Here is a 24,421-nt window from a genome sequence, read left to right as displayed (position 1 = left end):
CCGACTGGGCTACCCCCGAGTCCCCTGGGCGAACGGCAGTTCACCCCCACAGGTTGATGGGTTGGGTATCGGGGGTATGGAACTCAGCGGGCTGGGGCAATACCCAAATGTTTACCGTCGGGGCTCGGGCCTTGCGCTACCCTGGGGGCACCTCTATTGCCGTCGCCCATGCTGGATCTACAGCAGTTCTATGATGCTTGTGACCCCACTCAGCCGCTGCGGGGCAAGCGCTACTACATCGATTTTTCTACAGTGCGCGGTGGCGACATTGTGCATGAGCTAGAGCGCAAGATCGCGCGGCTGGCCCGCAACCGACCCACCACCCAGTTGTTCACGGGGCACATTGGCTGTGGCAAATCGACGGAGCTGTTTCGGCTCAAAGACAGCCTGACGCGGCGCAGTTATGAGGTGATCTATTTTGAGTCAGACCGCGACTTAGAAATGGCCGATGTCGAAATTTCTGACATTCTGCTCAGCATCGCCCACAACATCAGCCAGCACCTCGACACCCTGGGCATTGTCACCAAGCCCACCTACCTGCAAAGTCTGTTTCAAAACCTGGGGGCAACCCTGCGCACCCCGATGGAGCTGACCGATGTGAGTTTTTCGGCGGGAATTGCCAGTATTACCGCCTCGGCGAAGCAAAGCCCCGACATGCGCAGCCAGCTCAGGCAGTATCTAGAGCCGCGCACCCGCAGCATTATCACCGCCATCAACGACGAACTGCTGACCCCGGCCAACGATCGCCTACAAGCCCAGGGCAAAAATCGCCTGGTGGTGATTATGGACAACCTCGATCGCATCGATAGCGCCCTGCGCTCCCAGGGGCGGCTCCAGTCAGAATATATCTTTGTCGATCGCGGCGAACAGCTCAAGCAACTCGACTGCCACCTGGTCTATACCATTCCCCTGGAGCTGATGTTTTCGAATGATCTGGTGCGGCTGGCCAACCGGTTTGGCACTAACCCGATGGTGCTACCCATGGTGCCGGTGCAAAATCGCCAGGGCGATCGCGACGAGCCGGGCATGGCGCTGCTGCGGCAGATGGTGTTGATTCGGGCTTTTCCAGAGCTTAATGTCAACCAGCGGATTGACGCGGTGGGCCATGTGTTTGACGAGATGGCCACCCTCGATCGCCTCTGCCAGGTGAGCGGTGGCCATATGCGCAACCTGATTCGCCTGCTGGATGGCTGTCTGCGGAAGCAAGACCCACCCTTTTTGCGCGACACCCTAGAGGCAGTGATTCGCAATGAGCGCGATAGCCTGATGGGGCTGGTCAGCGATCGCGAATGGGATCTGCTGCTGCAAGCGGTCTCGCGCCAAGAGGTGCAGGGCGACGAAGACTACAACATTTTGGTGCGCAGCCTGTTTTTGTATGAGTACCGCGATGCGCGGGGGCGCTGGTTTGGGCTCAACCCCCTGCTGGCCGAAACCGATCGCTACCGCAGCTGGCTGGCCCAGCAGCCTCGACCATGAGCACCGCCTACACTACTGCTGACATTCTGGCCCACAACCAGACGGCCCTAGCCGAGCTACGGCGGGCCATTACCCTGCGGCCCCACCGGTTTTCGCTGGTGTTGGCCCGGTGCAACTACTCGCGGCTGCAACGCCTGGTGGTCGATCATTTGCAGGCGACTACGCCCCTGGTAGAGCGATCGCTGCCCGACTCGATTGCCACCCTGCTGCAAGCGCTCAAACCCGATCAGAACGCGCCTGCCCCGCCCGCCCTGATGGTGACCGGCCTCGATCAGGTGCACAACATTGAGGCGGTGTTGAGAGCTGCCAACCTGGGGCGCGATGCCTTTCCCAAAGCCTTTCCCTGCCCGCTGGTGCTGTGGATGAGCGATCGCACCCTGGCCCTGCTCAACCGCCACGCCCCCGATTTCAAAAGCTTTGCCGCGGCCCCCATTCCCTTCGAGTATCCGCCCGGTGAGCTGATTCACTCGCTGCACCGCAACGCCAACGATCTGTTTGCCACCATGCTGTCGCTGGGCGACGCCAGCCCCCACTACACCGAGGCCGCCGCCTACCACCAGGGGTCGGCCCTGCGCACCGAGCTAGAGTTTGCCCTAGTCGATATCGCCCAAACCCACACTAGCCTCGACGGCGAACTCAAAGCCAGCCTCGATTTTCTCAAGGGCCGCGATGCCTTTAGCCGCAGTGACCTCGATGTTGCCCGCTACCACTTCGACCAAAGCCTCGGGCACTGGCAAAAAGCGGCCCACGCCCCGCCCGCCCGCCCTACCACCGAGCCGAGCCCTGCTCCCCCACTCCACCCCTTCACGCCGCTGCCTCCCACCCCCCGGCAAAAACAGGCTGTCCTGCTCTTTTATCTGGGGGCCACCTGCCGCAGCCAGGCCGCGCTTCAGCGGGTCGTGTACGATCGCCTGCTGCACAAAGCCGAGGGGCATTTCTCTGCCTGTCTGCGCATCTTTCGCCACTTGCAGCAGCCTGAGGTGGTGGGCAAGTTTATCCACGCCCTGGCGGAGGTGCAGCAAAAGTTAGGAGCCTGGCCCGCCCTGGCCCGCACCGCCACCGAGGGGCTGACCCTGCATCGCCAAGATCCAATTCGGCTAGCCCGTAACCACGGCTATCTGGCCGAGGTGGCCCTGGCCCAGGGCGATGCTGCTACAGCCCAGCAGCAGGCCGAACGAGCCCTAGAAATTTTGGCGATCGCCGGTGCGATCGACGCCAACCCCGAGACCCTACCCACCGCTGAACTGATGGTGGCCAACCAGTTTCAGCGGGGCTGGTACCTCTACCTGCTGGGACGAGTGCACATTGCTCAAGACCAGGCCGAGGCCGCCATTAGTTTGCTCGAACAGGCCCGCCACTACACCGACCCCAAAACCGATCTCTCCCTCTACCGCAGCATTTTGCAAACCCTGCAACGGCAGCATTACCGCCAAAAAAATTACCGCGCCGCCTACGGGGTCAAGCTTAAACAGCGCCAGGTCGAAACCCGCTTTAAGCTGCGCGCCTTCATTGGCGCGGGCGAAATTCAGCCCTTAGACTTGCCCCGAGCCGCCGCCAGTTTGGCTCCCGAGATTCAAGCCTCGGGCCGCCAAGTCGATGTTGAAGCCCTCACCTACCGCCTAGAGCAGGCCCGCTACCCGCTGGTCATCATCCACGGGCCGTCGGGGGTGGGCAAAAGCTCAATTCTCTACGCTGGGCTAGTGCCCGCCCTAGCCCGATCGTTTCCCGAGGGGCGATCGACGTTGCCGGTGCTGGTGAGGGGCTACCGCGACTGGCCCGACGAGGTCAACCAGGCCCTGGCCCACGCCCTCCAGCAGCAAAATACCGACGATGGCGACGGCATTCCGCCCGCAGCCCCCATCGATCAAAGCGCTCTGGTTGACCGGCTGACCACCATGACCGAGCAGAGCTATCGGCAAATTGTGCTGATCTTTGACCAATTTGAAGAATTTTTTGTCGAAGCGGGCGAAATTCGCCAGCGGCGCGACTTCTATACCTTTTTGATCGACTGCCTCAACATTCCTTACCTTAAGGTGGTGCTGGCCCTGCGAGAAGACTACCTGCACTACCTGCTCGAACTTGAGCGCGGGTTTGACCTCGACATCATCAACAACGACATTCTCAGCCGCGACTACCGCTACTATCTGGGCAACTTGAGGGCCGACGATGCCCGATCGCTGATTCGTCGCCTCACCGACGATGCCCACTTCTACCTCGAAACCGAGCTGATCGATCGCCTGGTAGCCGACCTGGCAACGGCCATTGGCGAGGTGCGCCCGATTGAGCTACAGGTGGTAGGTGCTCAACTGCAACGCCAAGACATTACCACCCTGAGCGAATATTTGGCCCTGGGCGACCACCCCAAAGCAACCCTGGTGCAGAATTTTTTAGGCAGTGTTGTACACGACTGCGGCGTTGAAAATGCCGACCTGGCGCGGCTGGTGCTCTACCTACTCACCGACCTTGACCGAGAAAACCGGGCCTATCGCCCCCAAAAAAGCCGCGAAGATCTGATCGAAGAACTCGACCTGCGAGGAGCCAAATATCACATTGAGCAGCTGGAGCTGGTGCTCGATATTTTGGCCGGGTCGGGCCTGGTGTTTTTGCTGCCCGATATTCCCAGCGATCGCTACCAACTCGTCCACGACTACCTGGTCAGCTATGCCCGCCGAGAGCTCCCCGATGAGTTACTGAAATCACTGCATCGGGGGCATAGCTAGGGTGCGGCAATGCTGCCTAAACCACCGCTGCTGCGGCTAAATAGCCCAGAGCTTCGAGCTTGGCGATGATCTGGGCGGCGCTTTCTTCGACGGTTTGCTGGTCAGTATGGCAGTGCACCTCGGGGTTGAGGGGGGGCTCGTAGGGGTCATCGATGCCGGTAAACTGCTTAATTTCACCCGCCCGCGCTTTTTTGTAAAGGCCTTTAACATCGCGGTCTTCGCAGACGTTGAGGGGGGCATCGACAAAAACTTCAACAAAATCGCCAATGCGATCGCGCACCGTATCCCGCGCTTCGCGGTAGGGCGAAATCGCCGACACCAGCACCACCACCCCATTGCGGGTCAGCAGGTGAGAAACAAAGCCAATGCGGCGAATGTTTTCGTCGCGGTCTTCTTTGCTAAACCCTAGGCCCTTAGTCAAGTTGGTGCGCACAATGTCGCCGTCGAGCACCTCAAGTTGGCAATTCCGCTGGCGCAGCTCAGCTTCTAAAACACGGGCGATCGTCGACTTGCCCGACCCGCTTAACCCCGTCAACCAAATCGTTACTCCGCGCTGTGCTGCTGCCATCAAACTGACTCCTTCGCTAATCGATTGTCTTTAGCCGTTCTACAAAATTAAACCACTTACTGGTAACCCACCTTAGCCGTCAGCTTTTTCTGCCCCCTGCGGCTGCCAAATAGGTGAGCATACACGTAGGTCAGCTCGCCGCCCAAAAAGAAAATTTGGCTGGTGAGATAAATCCACAGCATCAGCACCATCACTCCACCCACGACCCCGTAAGATCTAAACTGGCTGCCCAGGCTAATCACACTGTTGCTGATCAGCTGCTGCAAAAACAGCCACAGCACCGCCGTAAACAATGCCCCCAACCACACATCGCGCCAGGCCACCCGGGTGCTGGGCAGCGTTTTGTAAAGCACCATCACTACCAGGGTTAGCGTTACAAACGACACCCCCAACCGCAGCCAAGACAGCAATTGCACCTGGTCAATCGCCAAAACGGTGACCCACTGATGGACGCCCTCTAGCAGCTGAGTGATGGTGTCGATGGCAATATTTGACAGCAGCGAGACAAAGATCAAACTGGTGGCCCCCATCACCAGCAAAAATGCCAGAAACCGCCGCCACAAGAAGATAAACGCCACCTCGCTAAAACCGTCAAAGCGATGATGCCGGGGCTTGGTGTGCCAAATTTTGTCAAACGACCGACTGAGGGCACCAAAAAAGCCGCTCGACGTAAACAACAAAATGCCAAAACCGACAATGCTGGCACTCGTGCGCCCCGTGTGAAACTCGGTTAGCGTGGCCCGCACCAGCGGAAAAGCATCGGGAGGCAGGGTTTCTTGGGCAAAGTTGAGCACGGCATTGTAGGCTACGGTGTTGGGGCCAATTAGAAAACCCACTATGCTCAACGACACCAAAATCATCGGGAACATGGAAAACAAGGCGTAGTAAGCTAAAGCCGCCCCCATTTCCAGGCAGTCGTCCTGCTGCCATTTGAGCAGGGTGCGACCAATCAGCTTCGTCCATGCTGATTGCCCGACTTTATATTTAAAGAAATCGAGCATAGCAGCGCTATTGATCCAGTGGTGTGCCATCGCCCACGCCCGTCGCCAATGCTCAAACCGCGCCAGTCGTCTTCCCATTCTATCGACCCTGTTTACTCGCTGGAGTGCTGTGCCAGCTACTTACAGTGGCACAAAACAAAAAAAGTAGCGCACTAGAGGAAAAAATTAGCCGATTTCAAGGCCAAGGTCGCTCTGCCGCTAGCCTTGGCCCGCCGGTATAACTCACCTAGGGGTGCTAGCTGCCTCGGGGCCGGGGCGCTAAATAACCGCATTTAAATTGTGCACAGCAGCTCAGGGCCGTTGTGCATGCGAGGGTCACTTTCTCTACCTACACCGCTCTGGCGCAGTATCCGGATCTGGGAAGCCCGGCGGCGCTAGTCGCCTACCGAGACCTTGACGCTGACATCTTTGCGCTTTGTGGCCGGGGTCACCAGGTGGGGCGGAATGGCCTGCATGGGGGCAACCGCTGAGCCTGTAGTGCTTTTCTGGCGGGCATCAGCGGCATCCATTTGATCGCAGAGGGCTTTGGAGAGTGCGATCGCACCATACATACCTGCCAAATAGAGCACAATATCAAACGCCCCAAAATATAGATGGAACATTAGCTCTAGCCCTCCTGGTTGCTCAAGTTCTTTGCCGATATTACCGCATCGTTTGCGAGGGTTCCAAGGAGCGCAGGGAATAAATGGGTTCAGTCTCGTAGGGTGCATTCGCGAAGCAATGCACCGTGGAAAGACCAGGCCAAGAGTCATTTTGCGAAGTGGTGCATTGCGGCTCCAAGAGCAAAGTGTTGGGGTGGTTGGCCTAGGCTGATGAGCCGCGAATGCTGGCGTGTTTCCCTTTATACTCTAAACAGCGATCGATGGTTTCAGCCTCGTAGGGTGCATTCGCGAAGCAATGCACTGTGGAAAGACCAGGCCAAGAGTCATTTTGCGAAGTGGTGCATTGCGGCTCCAAGGGCAATGTGTTGGGGTGGTTGGCCTAGGTTGATGAGCCGCGAATGCACCCTACTTCCCCTACTCCAACGACATGGCGGCGAAGCCTCGTAGGGTGCATTCGCGAAGCAATGCACCGTGAAAAGACCAGGCCAAGAGTCATTTTGCGAAGTGGTGCATTGCGGCTCCAAGAGCAAAGTGTTGGGGTGGTTGGCCTAGGCTGATGAGCCGCGAATGCACCCTACCCATCCACCCATCTACCCATCTACCCCACGCCCCCGCTCCAGCGGCATGGCGGCAAAGTGCTCTTGCACCAGCCGATGAATGAACCGATAGCGACCACCTACACGCTGCAACAGCAGGCGATCGGTGCAGTGATTGAGAAAGCGAGCATAGTCCCAAGGGATAACTCCTTCTTGGAAAAGAGTTATTCTTAAAGATAAGTGCTTGACACAAGCATTAAGACCACCAAAGAGGCATCCAATTGGTGCAAAGAGCAAAAAACCAAGAAGAGAAAACGAGAAAACATAAGTTAACCCACCCGAAAAACACTTATCCCAAAATCCAGAAGACAAAAGCATTCCGATTTCACGATAGCAACCAGTCTGATGCCAATGGATTAAAGCTATAAAAAACCCAATGATACATAGGATCAATTGAATTAGAGCAAATAAGACAAGAGAAGTATTAAGAGATCCACGCACCCCCTGATTTGGTGTAACTTTATATTCTTCGTTATTTACCCGCACAATGCCGAAATAAGGAACCAAAATAAGGCAACCTGCGATTATGGAGCCTAATAAGCTAACCACTGCATAGAAATCATCTAAGCTCCACAGCTTGACAGCGAGCAGCACCATCAGAAAAGTATAGATAAATAAACAAATCAAAAACAAAACCTTTTCCTTTGCTCTGTAATGATTCCAAAACTTCTGAAGAGAAATAATAAAATTGGAAAGCCGAATCAAGATTGGTCTGACATACACAGTCTCTACTTGCTTGTTAGCTTCCGAGAAGGAATATATTATTTTTTCGGCCACTAATATGTGTTCATCAAAATCAGGAATCCTATTTATTATGCTCAAGACAAAAAGCGCTGGAATGCCAATTACAATAGCAGAAAACAAGATTCGGACAAGCTGAATTGAAGGCATTGCTTCTACTATTAGTAAGAAGATCCATGGCAATATAAATAAAAGTGAGCCTAATAGGCTCGCTTGGTTTAAATATTTATCTCTTTTTTGATCTGTGGTCAGCAGGCTTGGCTGCATTTTTTCGATCAAGAACTCATCTTTTGACTGCGCTTGGAGCTGCTGGGCTAGCCACACCAACCAGTACCGAGTTTGTTGAGCGGTGGGCTGCCTATGCGGCAGATATGCTCTGCTGTTAACCATGTCGTGTAGCCGCCGCCTAACATAGACATCGAGCAAGTAGTCGAGCCGTTCCTGGGTGGTTTGCAGTCGGCTCCACTGTGCTGCATCCAGGTCATCATTCGCCAAAATCGACACGCTCAGCAGTAGCGGGGTACGCACCAGCGCTAGCAGGTCGTCGTCATGCTGTAGGGTCTCCCACAGGTGCGCCATCTTCAGCGAGGCCAGGTAGTCTCTTAGTTGCTCGTCGGTCAGCGGGCTGAGACAAATGGCCCCATTCAGGTCGAGCTTGCTAGCATAGAGTTCGTATTCTTCCAATCGGCTGCACACCAGCAGGCGGGGTGCTCCGGTGTCGCTTTGCAGCCAGGTGTTGATGCCCTGCACGGCGGGTTCCTGGCGGGCGGGGGGCAGTTCATCCAGGCCATCCAGCAAGGGCAACAGTTTTTTTTCGCTCAGCCAGGTTTGGCCCAGCTTTTGCGAGACCCCATACTTCAGCTTTAGCTCGCTTACAAACCAGTTGGCAAAGGGCTGCTTAGGGTTTTGCCACGACGATAGGTTGACCATCACGGGGATGGGTTCATCGGGGTCGGTATTGGCCCGCTGCACCAGGCTGGCGGCCAGATCTAGCATGGTGGTGGTTTTGCCTGCGCCGGGGTGGCCCAGCACCAGCAGCTTGCCGCCCACCTCACGGCGGTCAAACACCTCGGCAATGGGGGTGTTGGGGGGCAACGGTTTGGGTTTTTGATCAGCCGTTCGCAGTTCACTATCCCAGGGACGACTCACCTGGCTGCGCTGCTCGGCCATATCCAGGCGAATCAAAATCGCATTGTGCAGCGACTGGCGCAGGCGATCCTCCACCTCCGTCCACACCGCGTTAACCAGCGTTTTTTCATTGCGGTCTTGCCGCCCAGAGGGGGGCTGGGTCGCGGGCAGTGCGCCATCCCTGGAGTGCCCCTCCGACGATGGGGTGCGTGTCGGAGGGGCTAACGAGGGTTTAAGACATGGGCCAAAACCGTTTTGAGAGCGTCTAGGCCTGGGCCAATGGGGCTTTCTAACCAGGCAAACAGCTCAGGCACTCGCTGGCCCTGGGGGGCGCTGGGCGGCGAGATGTTGCCCCTGGGCGGGTTGAGCGCAAAGATCACTTGATCAAACTGGGGGCCAGGAAGATTGAGGAGGAACTGGTAGAGTTCGGTGCGGCCTGAGGGAATGGACTTGGAAGGTGAGGGAGATGGGGAGGATGGGGGAGCTTTTTTGTTAATCAGAATGGGGGTGGCGCTTTCCGGCTTGCCCGCCAGGTCGATCGCCGCGCAGCCCAGCCTGTAGGCAAACTCGACAGTGCGCCCAGCCCCCAGGGCGTCATAAAAACCCACGGCAAACTCGATCGCAGCTCTGTCGCCGATCGCCTGGGTCATGCCCACCACGTAGGGCACCTGCTCGGCGATCGCTTCGGCCTGCACTGCTGAATAGCAACCGTTGAGCACCACGCAGTGGATCGGGTCGGGGAACTCTGCCGGATCGCTAAACAGGGCAAACAAACCAGCTAGGGCGCTGCCAGAGACCAGCTGGGCCTGCCCCGTCTCATCCTCAAACACCAGCCCCTCAGCCCCCTCACCGTGGCCCGAAAAGTGAACAATCTGCGGCGTTTCTTCGAGCATGGCCCGCTGAATATCGCGCGATCGCACCGCTAGCCGCTGGGTCAGCGTAAAGCGATCGCGGTGCTGCGATCGCCTTAACCCAGCTTCAATCTCGCGCAGTTCTTCGTCCAGGCGCAGGCGGCTGGTGTTTTTGGGGTTGGCCGCCAAAATGAGAATTTTTTGCATGGAGGGCTGAGAAATTTCTCCAACTATAGTCTCAGCCTCCAAAATAGCCAAAAAAGACCGTTCTTTCCCCTCCTAGGAGGGGCAGGGGTGGGTGGGTCTTGGCGACAGAGACTTATCTAGAGCCATCTTTCTCTATGTCGCGAATGGACCCACCCCGCCCTGCGGGCACCCCTCCGAGGAGGGGACGGCGGACTAATTTCCCCAAAACTGGCGAAAATCTTCATCCTGGTCGCTGAGCTGCGCCCAGGGGGCACCCCACTGCTGCACAATCTCGGTCAGGCGATCGCAGGCCGGGCGTTCGGTGGCGTAGTGGCCCGCATCGATCAGCACGAGGTTGCGATCGCGCCCTTCTTGAAACTGGTGAAACTTGCAGTCTGAGGTTAAGTAGGCCTGGGCACCGGTCTTGGCCACTGCCCCTAGATAGCTGGCCCCGCTACCCCCCAGCACCGCCACCCGGCTAATGCTCTGGCTCAGATCGGCGGCGGGGGAATAGATCAATCGCGGCGGCGAGAGCTTGACCTGAATTAGATCAAGCAGGTCTTGCAGACTGAGGGCGGGGCTGAGATCGCCCACACGCCCATAGCCCAGGCCCTGCTGGGTGGGCACCACAGGTTCAGAATTTTGCAGGTGCAGCAATTGGGCCAGCAGGTCGGCGGTGCCATCGGCCACCTGGTCAAAGTTGGTGTGGGCGGTATAAATGCCAATATTGTGAGCGATCGCAGTTTGCACCATCTCCCCCACCGGGTCGCCCTGGATAACGCGCTTAAGCGGGCTAAAGATCAGCGGGTGGTGGGCCAAAATCAGGTTGACGGGGGTGCCCTGCTCTCGCAGCGCCAGGGCTTCGGCCATGACCGTCAGAGTGGGAGTGAGGCACACCAGCACATGGGCCGGTTCGTCGAGAATGCCGGGCTGCACCTGCCAGCCGCAGTTGTCCCAGTCTTCTTGCCAGGCGGGGTTGGCCCAGGCTTCGAGTTTAGAGATCAAATCTGCGATCGCAAGGGGCATAGGGCAAAAAACGAAAAGTAGAGACTTAAAAAACCGCTGGTCGAGGTAGCCAGCACCGAGAGAAATCTCCCTCAGTTTACCGTGCTACCTCCCGACCAACGGCACAGGAAAGTAGGGTGAACTGTCAGACCATCAACTCAATTAGTTGACGATGTTGCTCAGGGCATCTTTAATTTTGTCCATCGGTGCGGTGGCTTGATCAGAGTTGGCGGGGTGGCTCATTTGGTCGGTGTCAGCATTCTTCTGGACTTCGTTTAGCCCCTTGTTGGCCCGGTCAATCATCTTGTCGCCATCGAGCGCATTTTCAGGGCGCACAGACTTCTCAGCTTCGTTGTAGATGCCATTCAGTGGGGCGGTGCCCTGGTCGGGGCGGCTGGGGGTGCTGCTGTTGGCAAGTGCCGCAGGGGTAGCGCTCAACAGCACCAGAACACAGGCCACTGCGATCGCGGCCCGGCGCGCCCAGGTCATCACCGAAGCAAAAACGGTATTCATAGTCGGTCTCCAAAATCGGACGAAAGATTGTGCCCTGGCAATTTGGGAATCGCGCAGAGCGCCCGTTGGCCAAGACCTCACCTTTTTACCGGTTTTACCCCCGCGACCGAATCGATCCCCAGGTAGAGGAGCAAGGCAGAGATGATCACCCCCACTGCTCTGCCGTTGGGAAGACAGCCGTTGCAGAGTAGGCCTGGAGACGGGCTGGCCGTGCAGATTAAAACACCACCCATATAAACTGCTGGCACGTTTTAACGTTTCAACGGTCTAACATGCTAACGCCGGACTCGGCCTGCCTAAGAACAGCCAAAGCCCTAGCCCGCTTTGACCAAAAACTTCTCAGGAATCTGGGTGTATTGACCGACAATCTGACGAAATTCTTCGCCATCGACGGTTTCGCGCTCTAGCAGCACGTCGACTAAATGATCCATCAGGGTGCGGTGCTCACGCAGCAACGTACGGGCGCGATCGAGGCACGACAGGGCAATGCCGCGTACCTGGGCATCGATCTTGCTGGCCATTTCTTCCGACACTTCGTTGCGGGGCATCAGGTTGCGGCCCAAAAACACCTGGTTATCCATGCTTTCGAGCGCCACAGGACCAAGCTCAGACATACCGTAGAGAGTGACCATCTGACGGGCCAGGTTGCTCACCTGCTGGATGTCACCGCTGGCTCCGGTAGAGGTTTCGTCGTCCCCAAATACCTCGGCTTCGGCGGCAAAGCCCCCTAGGGCCACGGTGATGCGATCGATTAGCCAATTGCGGGTGTAGAGGCCGCTATCGATGATGTCTTCATTGGGCAGAGACTGGGTAAACCCTTCAATACCGCCCGATCGCGGAATAATCGTCACCTTATTCAGCTCGTCGGAGTGGGTGAGCAGAGTGGTGAGCAGGGCGTGGCCGATCTCGTGGTAGGCGGTCATCCGCTTGCGGCTGCTGTCGAGCAGAGGGGTGAGGCTGAGGCCAATGGTAATGCGATCGATCGCATCCTCAATCTCGGTCATGCCCATGGCCTCCTTGCGGCGGCGGGCGGTGAGAATGGCGGCTTCGTTGAGCAGGTTGGCCAACTCAGCTCCCGAAAACCCAGGGGTGCGACGGGCGACGGCCTCTAACGAAACATCGGGCTCAATTTTTTTGTTGCGGGCATGCACGTCTAAAATTGACAGTCGCCCTTTGTAGGTGGGCAGGTCAACCACCACCTGGCGGTCAAACCGACCTGGCCGCAGCAGAGCCAGATCCAGCACATCGACCCGGTTGGTGGCCGCGATCACAATAATGCCGCTGTTTCCCTCAAAGCCATCCATCTCGGTGAGCAGCTGGTTGAGGGTTTGCTCCCGCTCGTCGTTGCCGCCGCCAATACCTGCGCCCCGCTGACGGCCTACGGCATCGATCTCGTCGATAAACACAATACAGGGAGCATTTTCTTTGGCCTTGCGAAACAGATCGCGCACCCGCGACGCCCCCACGCCCACAAACATCTCGACGAACTCAGATCCCGAAATGCTGAAGAAGGGCACACCCGCCTCGCCTGAGATGGCCTTCGCCAACAGGGTTTTACCAGTACCGGGTTGGCCAATCAGCAGCACCCCTTTGGGAATGCGCGCGCCAATTGCAGTAAACTTCTCCGGGCTCTTGAGGAAAGTCACCACCTCTTGCAGTTCTTCCTTGGCCTCTTCGATGCCTGCGACATCGTCAAACACCACGCCGGTTTTAGCTTCCATTTGAAAGCGGGCCTTCGATTTGCCGAAGTTCATGGCGTTGCCCGCCCCCGATGCCGAGCGCCGCAGCAGCATCAGTAGACCAAAAATCAAAATTAGCGCCAGCAGCGAGTTGGTCGCCAGCCAGGCTAAAGCTCCACTTCCCGACGAGTCGCGAATCTCCACATCGACATCGTTAGCCCGCAAACGGCGAATCAGCTCAGCGTTGCGCTCCCCGGCAAATAGCACCACCTGCTGGGGCTGAGCATCTTCGGCTGCGCCCTCCAGGGTGACGTAGGCAATGCCTCGGCCTTCGTCTAGTTCTACCTGCTCTACCTGACCCTGCTCAATGCGCTGCAAAAACTGGCCATAGGTCAGCTCTTCAGACTCGGCCTGGGCTAGGGCCGGGGGCAGGGGCATCAGACTTTGCAGCAAGACCCAGCCCACGGTCATCAGGCCTGTGGCAGTAGCGCCAGTACGATGACGCAGGGAGGCTTGCTTACCAGGAGAACGCATGGTCATAGATGGTTTAAACTCAGCGAGACTATGCCCGAGGCTAGTATCCCCAGATACCGGATGGGCTGTTGTCTAGTCTAACCCCCTCACCCTGAAATGACCGCCTAGACTAGATACCTTTTGCCCCACGAATGAAACATCCGTGGGGCAAAAGAAAGTTTTAACTTAAAACGGGCCTGACGGGATTCGTAGGCGAAGCCTGGGCAATGCCCATACCTGCAACAGCCGACGGAACGGCGGAAGGTGTGGGGCTATATAACTAAAACGGGCCTGACGGGATTCGTAGGCGAAGCCTGGGCAATGCCCATACCTGCAACAGCCGACGGAACGGCGGAAGATGCGGGGCTATATAACTAAAACGGGCCTGACGGGATTCGAACCCGCAACTTCCGCCGTGACAGGGCGGTGCTCTAACCAGTTGAACTACAGGCCCTTGCGTCGGGCAATATCTATAGTGCGGCTTTGCGGGGCTTTTGTCAAACAACTTTTGGGAATTTCTAAAATTTTTCTTGGAACCGACTATTCCAGGAACCGGATCACCGTCACGGTGGGGGTGGGAAGGTGGTCGTAACCGCTAGCGGTGGCTTCGATCTGGCGGAGCTGTCCTAGGGCCAGACCGCAGGGCATGCCGTATTTGGCCTGCACGCGATCGCTGGCAATGGTCAGGGCGGTGCGCGATCGCGCCACAAAGTCGTTTAGAGGATAGGTGGTAGCCGGAGCGAAGTAATCTTTCACCACCAGAGAGGGAGAGTAGCAGGTGTCTTGGCTGCCGTCGGGCCATTGAATTTGAAAGCGAATCTCGGGCATGGGAGGGTAGGGGAGTGGATGGGTAGGGAGTGGGAGGGTGGATGGGTAGGAGGGTGGATTGGTTAAAGTGAACGTCTTGGGTAAGGGCGAATGGTTGTTCACCCTTACAGAAAATCCAGCCATCACTCCATCACGGTCGCTGCCATTCGGCAATGTTCCAGGTGCTGAGATCCCAGGGGGTGAGGCTGATGCCGGTGAGGCGGTTGCTGACGCCCGACACATCGGCACGGTGCACGATGGGCATTACCGCCGCCTCGTTGATCAGCAAATCGTTCATTTGAATGAACAGGTCTCGACGGGCTTCGGGATCTAGGGTGGCAGCCGACTGCTCCCAAAGGGCATCGAACTCAGGGTTGCAGTAGCGGGCGTAGTTGCTCTTAGACCAGTTATTGGCCTTTTGGGTAATTTCGTCGCAGGTGTAGGTTTTTAGGTAGGCACCGGGGTCGGGGTTGGTGTTGCCGGTGGCAAACATTTGCAGATCCGCCGAAAAGCGATCGAGCGTTTCGCGGTTGGCCGGGTCGCTAGAGAAATACACGCTGGCGTCGATGCTTTTGAGCTGCACCCCAATGCCAATCTGCTCTAGGGTTTGTTTGACAATTTCCTGGGTCTTTTGACGCACCGGGTTCACTGACGTTTGAAAGACCACCTGCATTTCTCGACCATCTTTGTCGCGGGTGCCGTTGTTATTGCTATCAACCCAGCCGGCCTCATCAAGTAATGCCTCTGCGGCTTCAGGGTCGTAGGCAAAACTGGTGTTTTCAGAGTTAAAAGGGCCTGGGGCAACTAAAAAGTTGGTAGTGGCCTGCCCGGTTGGCCCATAGAGTTGGGTGGCAATGGTGTCGCGATCGATCGCTAAATTGATCGCCTGACGCACCTGAGGGTCATTAAACATAGGGTGCGGAAACTCAACACTGGAGGTTTCACCGTCGGCGGTGGCCTGGTTGGGATCAGTAAAGTTAAAAATAATCCGTTCGACTAGAGAGCCAAAGTTGGCCACCACCTGCCCCTGCCCCGCCGCTTCTAGCTGGTTGAGAATCGCCGCCTCGACCTGGAGGTTATTGGCGTAGTCAACATCGCCAGTTTGCAGCACCGCTCGGGCCGCTGAGGTGGCGTCGCCGCCCCCCTTGAGCTCGACTCGGCTAAAGGCGACCTGGTCGGCCTCGCGGTAGTTGGGGTTGGCCTCATAGACAATCACATCGCCAGGGGTAAAGCTGGTGACCCGATAGGGGCCGGTGCCCACAGGCATGGTGTTGCCGGGGGCCTCGCGGCCATTGGGGCCGTTGTAGTCGGCAAAAATATGTCTGGGCAGCACCATGCCTTCGGTGCCCGTAAACACCAGGTACCAGGCAGGGTTGGGTTCGCTAAAGGTAATCCGCACGGTGGTGTCGTCCACCGCTTCGACGCTGTCGATAATCTCGTAGGAGCCAGCGGTGGTGGTGGCCACCTCGGGGTTGACAATAAACTCGTAGGTAAAGGCAACGTCCTCGGCGGTAACTGGTGTGCCGTCAGACCACAACAGACCTTCTTTTAGCCTCCAGGTGACTGACCTGCCGTCGGCGGCCACGCCACCGTTGTCAAGGGTGGGTTCTTCGGCGGCTAAAAACAGCACCATATTGCCCTCAGCGTCGAAGCTGGCGAGGGGTTCTAGGGTAATGCGGCTGGCTTCAGAGTCTTTAAAGCCGCTGGAGAGGTGGGGGTTAAGAATGGTGGGAGCCTGCCAGTAGAGCAGCCGTAGGGTGTCGTCGGGGGCTGAGGCCGTCTCGGCTCCAGTCTCGCTCTGGGTAGGGCTTTGGGCCGCCTGGCAGCCGGTAAACAGCAGTAAACACAACCCGGCGGTAGCGACGGCACGCACGTTCATTAGTCACCTTGAATCGACTAGGCAATAGCCTACAAGGTCGGGGGATCAAAATAGTAAGCGCCGCTACCATCGGACTGCTTTGTCTCTGGAGTGGAGTGAAGGCGTTGGCATTATTGACTGAACCTTTGGTGGATCACGCGATCGGCCCCTTCGGCCACCGAGGGTGGTGCGCCCTGCAACTGGCGGTGCATCGCGGCAATCACATCCATGGGTACTGGTTGCGATCGCCCTCGGTTGCGCTCTAACGCGACGCTCAAAGGCAGATCAAACCAGGTCAGGGTGATGTGGGTAAAGCCCGTTTGGCGAGCCGCTGCGATCGCAGCTCTTCGGTACCGCCGCCGCGCATTGGTCGCATCGTAAATTACCCCATCCAGCTCGCCTCGCCGGATAGCAACAATTCCCTGATGCCATAGGGTAACCACCTGCTGCCAAATCTGCGGCCAGTCCCCCTGAATAGCGGCATCGCCATAGAGTTCGGCCCGAATGGCATCGGTAGACACAATTTGATAACAGGGATGATCTAACACAAAGTCCCTAGCCCAAGTCGACTTACCACTGCCAGGAATACCCACCAGCATCAACAAGGGCACAGGGACGTCATGTACAGTCACCAACGGCCTGAGGCTAGATGATCATGCCGTCAGGAATAACCGCATTCTTCAGCACGACAACAATGCCGCTGCGAATGTAAAAGCCCAGATCTTCGCGCTCGGCCTCTTGCACATTGTCTTTATTGACGATCTGCACATTGCGGCCAATGCGGGCATTTTTATCAATGATGGCGCGGCGAATCACCGACCCTTCGCCGATGCCAATGGGAATCTTGCCTTGGGTCAGGTGCTGGCTACTTTCCGACAGGGGCTCGTAGTAGTCGGCTCCCATCAGTAGCGAGTCTTCGATTACGCAGTCGGCGTTGATGCGCTGGCGTAGACCCACTACCGAGTGGTGAATGCGGCAGTTTTTGAGAATGCAACCCTCAGTAATACTCGACTCGGTGATCGTGCAGTTTTGCAGCTTGTTGGGCGGCAGGTAACGCGCGCGGGTGTAGATGGGCGCGTCTTCGTGATAAAAGCTAAAGTCGGGGTGGGGCTGCTGGGTGAGCGCCAGGTTGGCATCGTAGAAGGCTTCAATCGTACCGATATCTTCCCAGTAGCCGTCAAACAGGTAGGCCTGCACATTATAGTCGCGCGACGAGGCCGGAATAATTTCTTTGCCGAAGTCGGTTTGGTCAAGGTTTTTGCGCAGCAGGTCAATGAGCACCTGCTTTTTGAACACATAGATGCCCATTGACGCAATGAAGGGCTTCTCCTCGGCCTGCTCCGGGCTCAGCCCCAGGGAGGTGGTGTCAACCCGCATTTCCTCTAGGGCTTCGCCCTTGGGCTTTTCGCTAAAGTCCACTACCCGGCCACTGCCATCGACCTTCATCAAACCAAAGTCTGAGGCTTGTTTGTAGCCGATGGGCACCACCGACAGCGTAATGTCGGCGTTTGTAGCCCGGTGGCGCTGCACAAACAGGCTGTAGTCCATGCGGTAGAGGTGATCCCCCGAGAGAATCACAAAATCTTCTACGTTCCAGGAGTCGAACAGCCACAGGTACTTGCGCACAGCGTCGGCGGTGCCCTGGAACCAGCTGGGGCTTTCGGGGGTCTGCTGGGCCGCCAGCACTTCTACAAAGCCTTCGGTAAATTGCGAAAACTGGTAGGCGCGGCCAATGTGCCGGTTCAACGAGGCGGAGTTGAACTGAGTCAGCACATAAATCTTGTGGATTTCAGAGTTGATGCAGTTACTAACAGGAATGTCGATTAAGCGGTATTTACCGGCTAAGGAAACCGCTGGCTTAGCTCGAAATTTGGTTAATGGATAGAGGCGGGTGCCGGCACCGCCACCTAAGATTATGGCCAGAACTGATTTCACAAGATTCCCTCGGTAAGCCCCACAAAATGGCTCGTTTTACGCCACTTATTTCACTTTTACAGTGTGGGCCTGCGGGTACCGCTTGACAAGGGGGATCAGGAAAGATTGTGACGGAATGTGACCTGCAACACGATAGCGGTTTTTGATGGTCCCCATAAGTCGCGATTAACTCTGAGCTGGGGGCGGGTTTGAGGCTGATGGCTGTGCTTTAACCCCCCGGATCGATGACATTGGCCCTATGCACCGAGGTTTGCGATCGCAGAGGGCCGAAGGGGCGCAGGTACTATGGCACAATGGAAGACAGTCTTAAATTTTGCCGTCACCTCTAAAACGCCTGTGAATTCTACTGTTGCGACCCCACCCGCTACCTTTGCCCCTGCCCGCCGCGCGGTATTTCCCTTCACCGCCGTGATTGGCCAAGACGACATGAAGCTGGCCCTGCTGCTCAACGTCATTGACCCCAAAATTGGCGGGGTGATGATCATGGGCGATCGCGGCACCGGCAAATCCACCACCATTCGCGCGTTGGCCGACCTGCTGCCCGAAATCGAGGTGGTGGCCGACGACCCCTTCAGCCGTTCGCCTCAAGACCGCGACGTGTGGTCTGAGCGCGGCACCGATGACCTGCCCGTAGCCCTCAAGAAAGTGCCCATGGTTGACTTGCCCCTGGGGGCCACCGAAGACCGGGTCTGCGGCACCATCGACATCGAAAAAGCTCTGTCTGAGGGGGTTAAAGCCTTTGAGCCAGGCCTGTTGGCCAAGGCCAATCGCGGCATTCTTTACGTCGATGAGGTCAACCTACTCGACGATCACCTCGTCGACGTGCTGCTCGACTCTGCGGCTTCGGGCTGGAACACCGTAGAGCGCGAAGGCATCTCCATTCGCCACCCGGCCCAGTTTGTGCTGGTGGGCTCGGGCAACCCCGAGGAAGGCGAACTGCGGCCCCAGCTCCTCGACCGCTTTGGTATGCACGCCGAAATTCGCACCGTGCGCGACCCCGAGCTGCGGGTGCAAATTGTCGAGCAGCGCTCTGAGTTTGACCAAGACCCCGCCGCCTACTTGGCCCAGCACCAGGCCGAGCAGGAAGCACTCCAGGTGAAGCTGGTCGAAGCCCAGCAGCGGCTAGCTTCGGTCAACCTCGACTACGACGACCGGGTGCGAATTTCTGAGGTGTGCTCAGAGCTAGATGTAGACGGGCTGCGGGGCGATATTGTCACCAACCGGGCTGCCAAGGCGATCGCCGCCTACGAGGGCCGCACCGAAGTCACCCTCGATGACATCAAGCGGGTGATTGTGCTCTGCCTGCGCCACCGCCTGCGCAAAGACCCCTTAGAAAGCATCGACTCGGGCTATAAGGTCGAGAAGGTGTTCTGCAAGGTGTTTGGCTTGGCCGACCCCGACGAAGCAGCTATGAATGGTCGCCAGCCCGTGGGGGCACGGTAGGAGTTTCTGTGGGTCAACGCATTCTCGGGCTTGACCCAGGGCTAGCCATTCTGGGATTTGGGGTGATCGACGGCGATGACCCCACTTCACTACCCGCTCTTGAAGGCCATGCCGAGGCCACGGTCGTCGATTTTGGCGTGATCGAGACGCCCGCCAAAACTCCGGTGGGCGATCGCCTCTGCACCATCTACACCGATCTGCACAGCCTGTTTGATCAGTACAAACCCGACCAGGTGGTGATTGAGAAATTTTTCTTTTACCGCATGGCCAACACGATCTTGGTGGCCCAGGCGCGGGGGGTAGTGATGCTGGTGCTGGCCCAGCACAGTCTGCCCTATATCGAATTCACCCCAGCCCAGGTGAAGCAGGCACTGACAGGCTACGGCAATGCCGACAAGTCAGATGTGCAGCAGGCAGTGGCCCGCGAACTGGGCCTCGATCGCATACCCCGGCCCGACGATGCGGCAGACGCTCTGGCTCTGGCTTTGGCAGGTTGGTATCAGCGCTAGAAAGGTTTTGGATTGGCGATTTTGGACTGGGGTTGCTGTGAATCCCACGTTTTTTTGAGCAAAATAGCCTCTGAGTAATAGCCGAGGGACTTATACAGCGCCTGGGCCGCCTGGTTGTCGCTAAATACCTGAAGGCTAATCTGCTTGTGCCCCTGCTGCTGCGCCCACTGGTGGGCAACCGCTAGTAGGGCCGTGGCCAGACCACGCCGCCGATGGGCGGGAACCACATAGAGCAGCAAAGCATAGGGATGGAGCATGCCGGTGCGCTGGTCAGTGGCCTGCCCCAACCAGAGGCCCGCCACCGGGCCAGCAGCAGGATCAGCACCGGCCTCGTCGATCCACCAGAGGGGGGTGTCGCGGCTGAGGAAGCGATCGACGGTGTCAGCAAGGTGGCCGACTGGCTGCTGGGGGTTCAGCTCGCGGTAGGTGCGCTCCATAAATTTGACCACGGTGGCGCGATCGCGACTAGAGCCTACCCTCAATCGGTAGCCCGGTAGTGCAAAGCCATTATTTTGCTCCATGCTAGCCCTGCAAGATAGTCTCAGCGGCTAACGCCAATTCCGGAAAAATAGACGATTGGACTACAGTCTGGTCCTGGTATTCTGTAGCCTCGTACCATCCTTCTACAAGCATGCAGATGGTTACTTTACCTACCAGCGGGTCTACAATCCAATATTCTGGAATATCCAGCACGCTATATTCTGCCCGTTTCGCCCGGTAGTCGGTGCTTTTAGTCGATTCGCTTACCACTTCTACGACTAGCAGCGGTGGCGGCTCATTGAGACGAATAACGGCCTCTCGCTCTTGCAACACCTCCCACTGCTCTAAGGTCAGCACCGATACATCAGGAATTCTAACCGTGTCCCAACGGTCGCTGCGGGGGCTTTGTAGGCCAACCGTTCCGGCTAAAGCAGTCCAAGCATTCTGAACTCGCTCAGCTTCAGCGTCAAATATCTTCTCCAAGCGCTTGATAATGGCTCCATGCCTACCCGTGCCCAGACTCAGTGGTAGCAGCTCTCCATTGACCAACTCGTAGCGGCGATCGCTGCCGTCATAGGCTAGATACTCATCTAGGGTCAGGCGCTGGGTGGTAGTGGTCATGGCATATCAGTACCGCTAATGACTAGAATTATGACATTTTTACAGTCATAGAAGCCGCTTACTCAAAGCCTGTGGTGTCCTAACTGGCCCCTTATTTCCTAGCCAGAGAGAAATGAACTTGTTAGGCTGAGGGAAGTTTGCGCGGCGTTGGTACTTACCCTATGGCAACCCAGTCTAAAACCCTGTTTGAGCAGTTTCTAGCGCCGATCTTTTCGCACTTAGTCGATCGCGACGCCCTGCTGCGGCTGCGCGACAGTATCGATTGGGAAGCCGGGGTGGCCCAGTTCACCAACCCCCAAGTGGTCTACCCCAACTACTACAAAATCAGCAACTTCCACGGCATTAAGAACGGCTACCTGACTGTCGATGCCGCCCTCACCTACGACCCCATTACCCAGTACGTGCTGCCCCCCGGTGAAACCTGGGTACGCGAGAGCCTGGTCAAGGCGATCAACGGCGAGCCTCGGCGGATTTTAGACCTGGGCTGTGGCACCGGTACCGCCACGCTAATGCTGAAGCGGCGCTTCCCTGAGGCCGAGGTGATGGGCCTCGACCTGTCGCCTCAAATGCTGGTGATGGCCAATTACAAGGCTCAAGCGGCAGCGGTCGATGTGGCGTTTCGCCACGGCAACGCCATGGCTACGGGCTTGCCTGCGGCATCCTTTGATGTGGTGTGCGCCACGCTGCTGTTCCACGAAACGCCCCCCGCCGTGGCTAAAACTATTCTCGCAGAGGCGTTTCGGCTGTTGACCCCCGGTGGACAAATGCTGCTGCTCGACGGCAACCAGCGTACTCTGCGGGCCGCCGACTGGCTCAGCACCATTTTTGAGGAACCCTTTATTCGCGAGTATGGCCAGGGCAATGTAGATGCGTGGCTGGGCTATGCCGGGTTTGAAGCAGTGCGCACCGAAGATGTGTTTTGGCTCAACCAGCTTAGCTCTGCCCGCAAGCCGCTGCCGGTGACCGAGCCGGGGGCAACGCGTGAGGGGGCGGGGGCTGAGAGTGATCTGCCGCTGGCGCAGCCTGCTTAGGAAGTGGGTGGATGGGTGGATGGGCGGATGGGTGGAAGTTCTTGTCAGGGATGCCCGCAAAACGGCAATGACAGCCGCTGATCGACGGCTGCGTGAACATCTAGGCTAGGGGTTATTGGCTCGGACGTTCGGTTATCTGCGCCCTGGCTTTTGGCGTGCTCTGCGTACACTAGAGGCATTGGGACAATGGGAGTCGGAGCCATGGTGCGATTTAAACCCTGGCAGTGGGGGGCGTTGGCGTTACCGCTAGTGGCGATCGTCGGATTCATCGTGACGGCAGCGGCAGTGCAGATTCACACCTGGGGCCTGAACTGGATCTGGGCGATCATTGTGCTGATGTTGGTGTTGTGGCGCTGGCTGCTGGTCAACTGGACGCGGCCTGTGCTCAAACAAATGGAGGCGGCTCTGGAGCAGGCCCAGCAGGAGCTAGACGCGGCGGCTGAGGTCGAGATACCGGCTGGTGGAGCGGTGCCGACCTCAGCCGCGATCGCCCTAGAAGACATTCTCACCGCTGCCCAGCAAGACGCCCCGGTGTGGGAAGACTGGAACCCGCTGCTGAATCGCTGTCGCGAAGTGGTAACGGTGGTGGCCCAGGCCTATCACCCCGATGTCAAATATCCGCTACTGAATATCTACCTGCCCGATGCCTACGGCCTGCTGCGGGGAACCGTTGACGACGTCGATCGCTGGATCGAAACCCTCACTCCGGTACTGGGGCAGGTGACCGTGGGTCAAGCGGTGCAGGGCTATGAAGTCTATCGCCAGGTCGAGCCCTCGGCCCGTAAGCTCTGGCAGGCTTGGACCTGGGCCCAGTGGCTGCTCAACCCAGCGGTGGCGGCGGCCCGTACCCTCAGCCAGCCGACCAACATCCAGGCCAACCAGCAGCTGCTAGGAAACCTCAACGCCCTGCTGCGGGAGGCCACCCTGCGCAACCTCTACCGTCAGGCGGTGGCGCTCTACAGCGGCGAACTCCCCGATCTGCCTGGCCCGGCTAAGCCCCTACCCGCAGCCCAAACCCAAACCCTACGGGAGATTTTGGAGCAGGCCGAACCCGTGGAGCAGGTCGCGACTAAGCCGGTCCGCATTTTGCTAGTGGGGCGCACCGGGGCGGGCAAGAGCAGCGTTATCAACACCCTATTTGATGCCGACCGGGCGGCGGTAGATGTGCTGCCCAGCACCGACAGCATTAGTACCTATCGCTGGTCGGGTGAAACCGGTGAAACCCTCACCCTCTGGGATTCACCAGGTTATGAGCAGGTCGATCGGGCTGACTACCGCGATCAACTCTTGGACTGTGCGCGCCAGGCCGATCTGCTGCTGCTGGTCACCCCGGCCCTCGACCCGGCCCTGCAAATGGATGCCGATTTGCTCAGCGATATGCGCCAAGAAGTGCCCGACTTACCGACCATTGTGGTGGTTACCCAGGTCGATCGGCTGCGCCCCCTGCGCGAGTGGCAGCCTCCCTACGACTGGCAGGGGGGCGATCGCCCTAAAGAGATCGCCATGCGCGAGGCCATTCAGTACCGGCAAGACCAGTTGGGTAAGCTGGCCAGTAACCCAGGGGTGACCGGCGGCGGCCTGAGCATTCTGCCCCTGGTTACCCGCGACAGTGAGACCCAGCGCCCTGGGTGGAACGGGCAGGCCCTGGCCGAGGCTCTAGGGGAGCTGATCGACCCGGCTAAGGAGCTGCGGTTGGCTCGGTTTTTGCGCGATCGCGAGGCCAAGGTCAACGCCGCTGCCCGCCTGATCGATCGCTACCGCCTCCAGATGAGCACCACCCAGGGGCTAGCCGCTTTTCTCAAAAGCCCGGTGCTGCAATTTCTCGCCACCCTCACCACGGGTACCCCCACCCTGGCCTACCTGCTAGCCGAGCAAATTCCGGTTGAGCAACTGCCTGTGGTGATCGGTAAGCTTCAGCTGGCCTACGATTTATTTAAGGTGGTCGATGCTGACAATGCTCAGCTCGACTTGCTGACCCTCTGGCCCCTGCTGCTTGAGCACAACCATCCCCCCGATCGCGCGGCCTGGGCCTTTGGCCACGCCCTGTGGGAGTTTTGGAGCCAGGGCCTAACGATCGATGCGACCCGCCAGCGGGTAGAGCATTACTTGGCCCAGTAGCCCTTGGCCCAGAGACTATGGGGTGACAGCTGCCCTCGGC

The 24,421-nt window shown here is 57.9% G+C and carries 20 protein-coding genes and 1 tRNA gene; 6 read left to right on the top strand and 15 right to left on the bottom strand.

Annotated features, from left to right (window positions below):
• Window positions 1-168: 168 nt before the first annotated feature.
• Both RRF56_RS24625 and RRF56_RS24620 read left to right on the top strand, forming a co-directional pair.
• Window positions 169-1,476: an AAA family ATPase gene (locus RRF56_RS24625; protein ID WP_317035794.1), complete on the top strand. Its 1,308-nt coding sequence runs from the start codon at window positions 169-171 to the stop codon at window positions 1,474-1,476.
• Window positions 1,473-4,196, top strand: a complete 2,724-nt coding sequence (locus RRF56_RS24620) for a hypothetical protein (RefSeq protein ID WP_317035793.1) — start codon at window positions 1,473-1,475, stop codon at window positions 4,194-4,196. The genes RRF56_RS24625 and RRF56_RS24620 overlap by 4 nt, the downstream gene beginning before the upstream one ends.
• 16 nt (window positions 4,197-4,212) lie before the next feature.
• Here the strand turns inward: RRF56_RS24620 and cysC are convergent, their stop codons facing one another.
• The 13 genes from cysC to RRF56_RS24555 all read right to left on the bottom strand — a co-directional run bounded on the left by cysC (window position 4,213) and on the right by RRF56_RS24555 (window position 18,179).
• Window positions 4,213-4,764 (bottom strand): adenylyl-sulfate kinase, encoded by a 552-nt coding sequence (cysC, locus tag RRF56_RS24615; RefSeq protein ID WP_317035792.1) that lies wholly within the window; start codon window positions 4,762-4,764, stop codon window positions 4,213-4,215.
• Between the two features lie 56 nt (window positions 4,765-4,820).
• Window positions 4,821-5,843, bottom strand: coding sequence for a YihY/virulence factor BrkB family protein (locus tag RRF56_RS24610; protein ID WP_317035791.1), 1,023 nt, complete (start codon window positions 5,841-5,843; stop codon window positions 4,821-4,823).
• A gap of 296 nt (window positions 5,844-6,139) precedes the next feature.
• Window positions 6,140-6,367: a hypothetical protein gene (locus RRF56_RS24605; protein WP_317035790.1), complete on the bottom strand. Its 228-nt coding sequence runs from the start codon at window positions 6,365-6,367 to the stop codon at window positions 6,140-6,142.
• A 590-nt stretch (window positions 6,368-6,957) separates the two neighbouring features.
• The gene (locus RRF56_RS24600) at window positions 6,958-8,928 is read right to left on the bottom strand and encodes a hypothetical protein (RefSeq protein WP_317035789.1); all 1,971 of its coding nucleotides are present in this window, start codon (window positions 8,926-8,928) and stop codon (window positions 6,958-6,960) included.
• 125 nt (window positions 8,929-9,053) lie between these two features.
• The gene (locus RRF56_RS24595) at window positions 9,054-9,890 is read right to left on the bottom strand and encodes a CHAT domain-containing protein (protein ID WP_317035788.1); all 837 of its coding nucleotides are present in this window, start codon (window positions 9,888-9,890) and stop codon (window positions 9,054-9,056) included.
• Window positions 9,891-10,082: 192 nt separating this feature from the next.
• Entirely contained in the window at window positions 10,083-10,895 is an 813-nt protein-coding gene (locus RRF56_RS24590) for a Nif3-like dinuclear metal center hexameric protein (RefSeq protein ID WP_317035787.1), read from the bottom strand.
• Window positions 10,896-11,036: 141 nt separating this feature from the next.
• Entirely contained in the window at window positions 11,037-11,387 is a 351-nt protein-coding gene (locus RRF56_RS24585) for a hypothetical protein (RefSeq protein WP_317035786.1), read from the bottom strand.
• A 314-nt stretch (window positions 11,388-11,701) separates the two neighbouring features.
• A complete protein-coding gene (gene ftsH / locus RRF56_RS24580; RefSeq protein WP_410510689.1) occupies window positions 11,702-13,600 on the bottom strand; it encodes an ATP-dependent zinc metalloprotease FtsH in 1,899 nt (632 codons plus the stop codon).
• A 359-nt stretch (window positions 13,601-13,959) separates the two neighbouring features.
• A tRNA-Asp gene (locus RRF56_RS24575) sits at window positions 13,960-14,033 on the bottom strand.
• An 86-nt stretch (window positions 14,034-14,119) separates the two neighbouring features.
• Window positions 14,120-14,407 carry an MSMEG_0570 family nitrogen starvation response protein gene (locus tag RRF56_RS24570; RefSeq protein ID WP_317035784.1) on the bottom strand — a complete coding sequence of 96 codons (288 nt, stop codon included), beginning with the start codon at window positions 14,405-14,407 and terminating at the stop codon, window positions 14,120-14,122.
• A gap of 130 nt (window positions 14,408-14,537) precedes the next feature.
• The gene (locus tag RRF56_RS24565; RefSeq protein WP_317035783.1) at window positions 14,538-16,265 is read right to left on the bottom strand and encodes a peptide ABC transporter substrate-binding protein; all 1,728 of its coding nucleotides are present in this window, start codon (window positions 16,263-16,265) and stop codon (window positions 14,538-14,540) included.
• Between the two features lie 110 nt (window positions 16,266-16,375).
• A complete protein-coding gene (locus tag RRF56_RS24560) occupies window positions 16,376-16,855 on the bottom strand; it encodes an AAA family ATPase (RefSeq protein WP_317035782.1) in 480 nt (159 codons plus the stop codon).
• 34 nt (window positions 16,856-16,889) lie between these two features.
• Complete coding sequence (locus tag RRF56_RS24555; protein WP_317035781.1) at window positions 16,890-18,179, bottom strand: glucose-1-phosphate adenylyltransferase; 1,290 nt, start codon at window positions 18,177-18,179, stop codon at window positions 16,890-16,892.
• A 285-nt stretch (window positions 18,180-18,464) separates the two neighbouring features.
• On the opposite strand from RRF56_RS24555, the gene bchI reads away from it, so the two are divergent.
• Both bchI and ruvC read left to right on the top strand, forming a co-directional pair.
• Entirely contained in the window at window positions 18,465-19,622 is a 1,158-nt protein-coding gene (gene bchI, locus RRF56_RS24550) for a magnesium chelatase ATPase subunit I (protein WP_410510515.1), read from the top strand.
• 8 nt (window positions 19,623-19,630) lie between these two features.
• Complete coding sequence (gene ruvC, locus RRF56_RS24545) at window positions 19,631-20,131, top strand: crossover junction endodeoxyribonuclease RuvC (protein ID WP_317035779.1); 501 nt, start codon at window positions 19,631-19,633, stop codon at window positions 20,129-20,131.
• Here ruvC and RRF56_RS24540 read toward each other — a convergent pair.
• Both RRF56_RS24540 and RRF56_RS24535 read right to left on the bottom strand, forming a co-directional pair.
• Window positions 20,128-20,652, bottom strand: a complete 525-nt coding sequence (locus RRF56_RS24540) for a GNAT family N-acetyltransferase (RefSeq protein WP_317035778.1) — start codon at window positions 20,650-20,652, stop codon at window positions 20,128-20,130. The two genes, ruvC and RRF56_RS24540, sit on opposite strands and share 4 nt — an antisense overlap.
• A 1-nt stretch (window position 20,653) precedes the next feature.
• Entirely contained in the window at window positions 20,654-21,232 is a 579-nt protein-coding gene (locus RRF56_RS24535) for a Uma2 family endonuclease (protein ID WP_317035777.1), read from the bottom strand.
• Window positions 21,233-21,393: 161 nt separating this feature from the next.
• Between RRF56_RS24535 and RRF56_RS24530 the strand changes: the two genes are divergently transcribed.
• Together RRF56_RS24530 and RRF56_RS24525 are read left to right on the top strand one after the other, a co-directional pair.
• Window positions 21,394-22,263, top strand: coding sequence for a class I SAM-dependent methyltransferase (locus tag RRF56_RS24530; protein ID WP_317035776.1), 870 nt, complete (start codon window positions 21,394-21,396; stop codon window positions 22,261-22,263).
• A gap of 201 nt (window positions 22,264-22,464) precedes the next feature.
• Window positions 22,465-24,381 (top strand): GTPase family protein, encoded by a 1,917-nt coding sequence (locus RRF56_RS24525; RefSeq protein WP_317035775.1) that lies wholly within the window; start codon window positions 22,465-22,467, stop codon window positions 24,379-24,381.
• Window positions 24,382-24,421 lie beyond the last annotated feature (40 nt).

This window comes from Nodosilinea sp. E11 (assembly GCF_032813545.1).
Classification (GTDB): Bacteria; Cyanobacteriota; Cyanobacteriia; order Phormidesmidales; family Phormidesmidaceae; genus Nodosilinea.
This window is presented reverse-complemented; position numbering and strand designations above follow the sequence as displayed.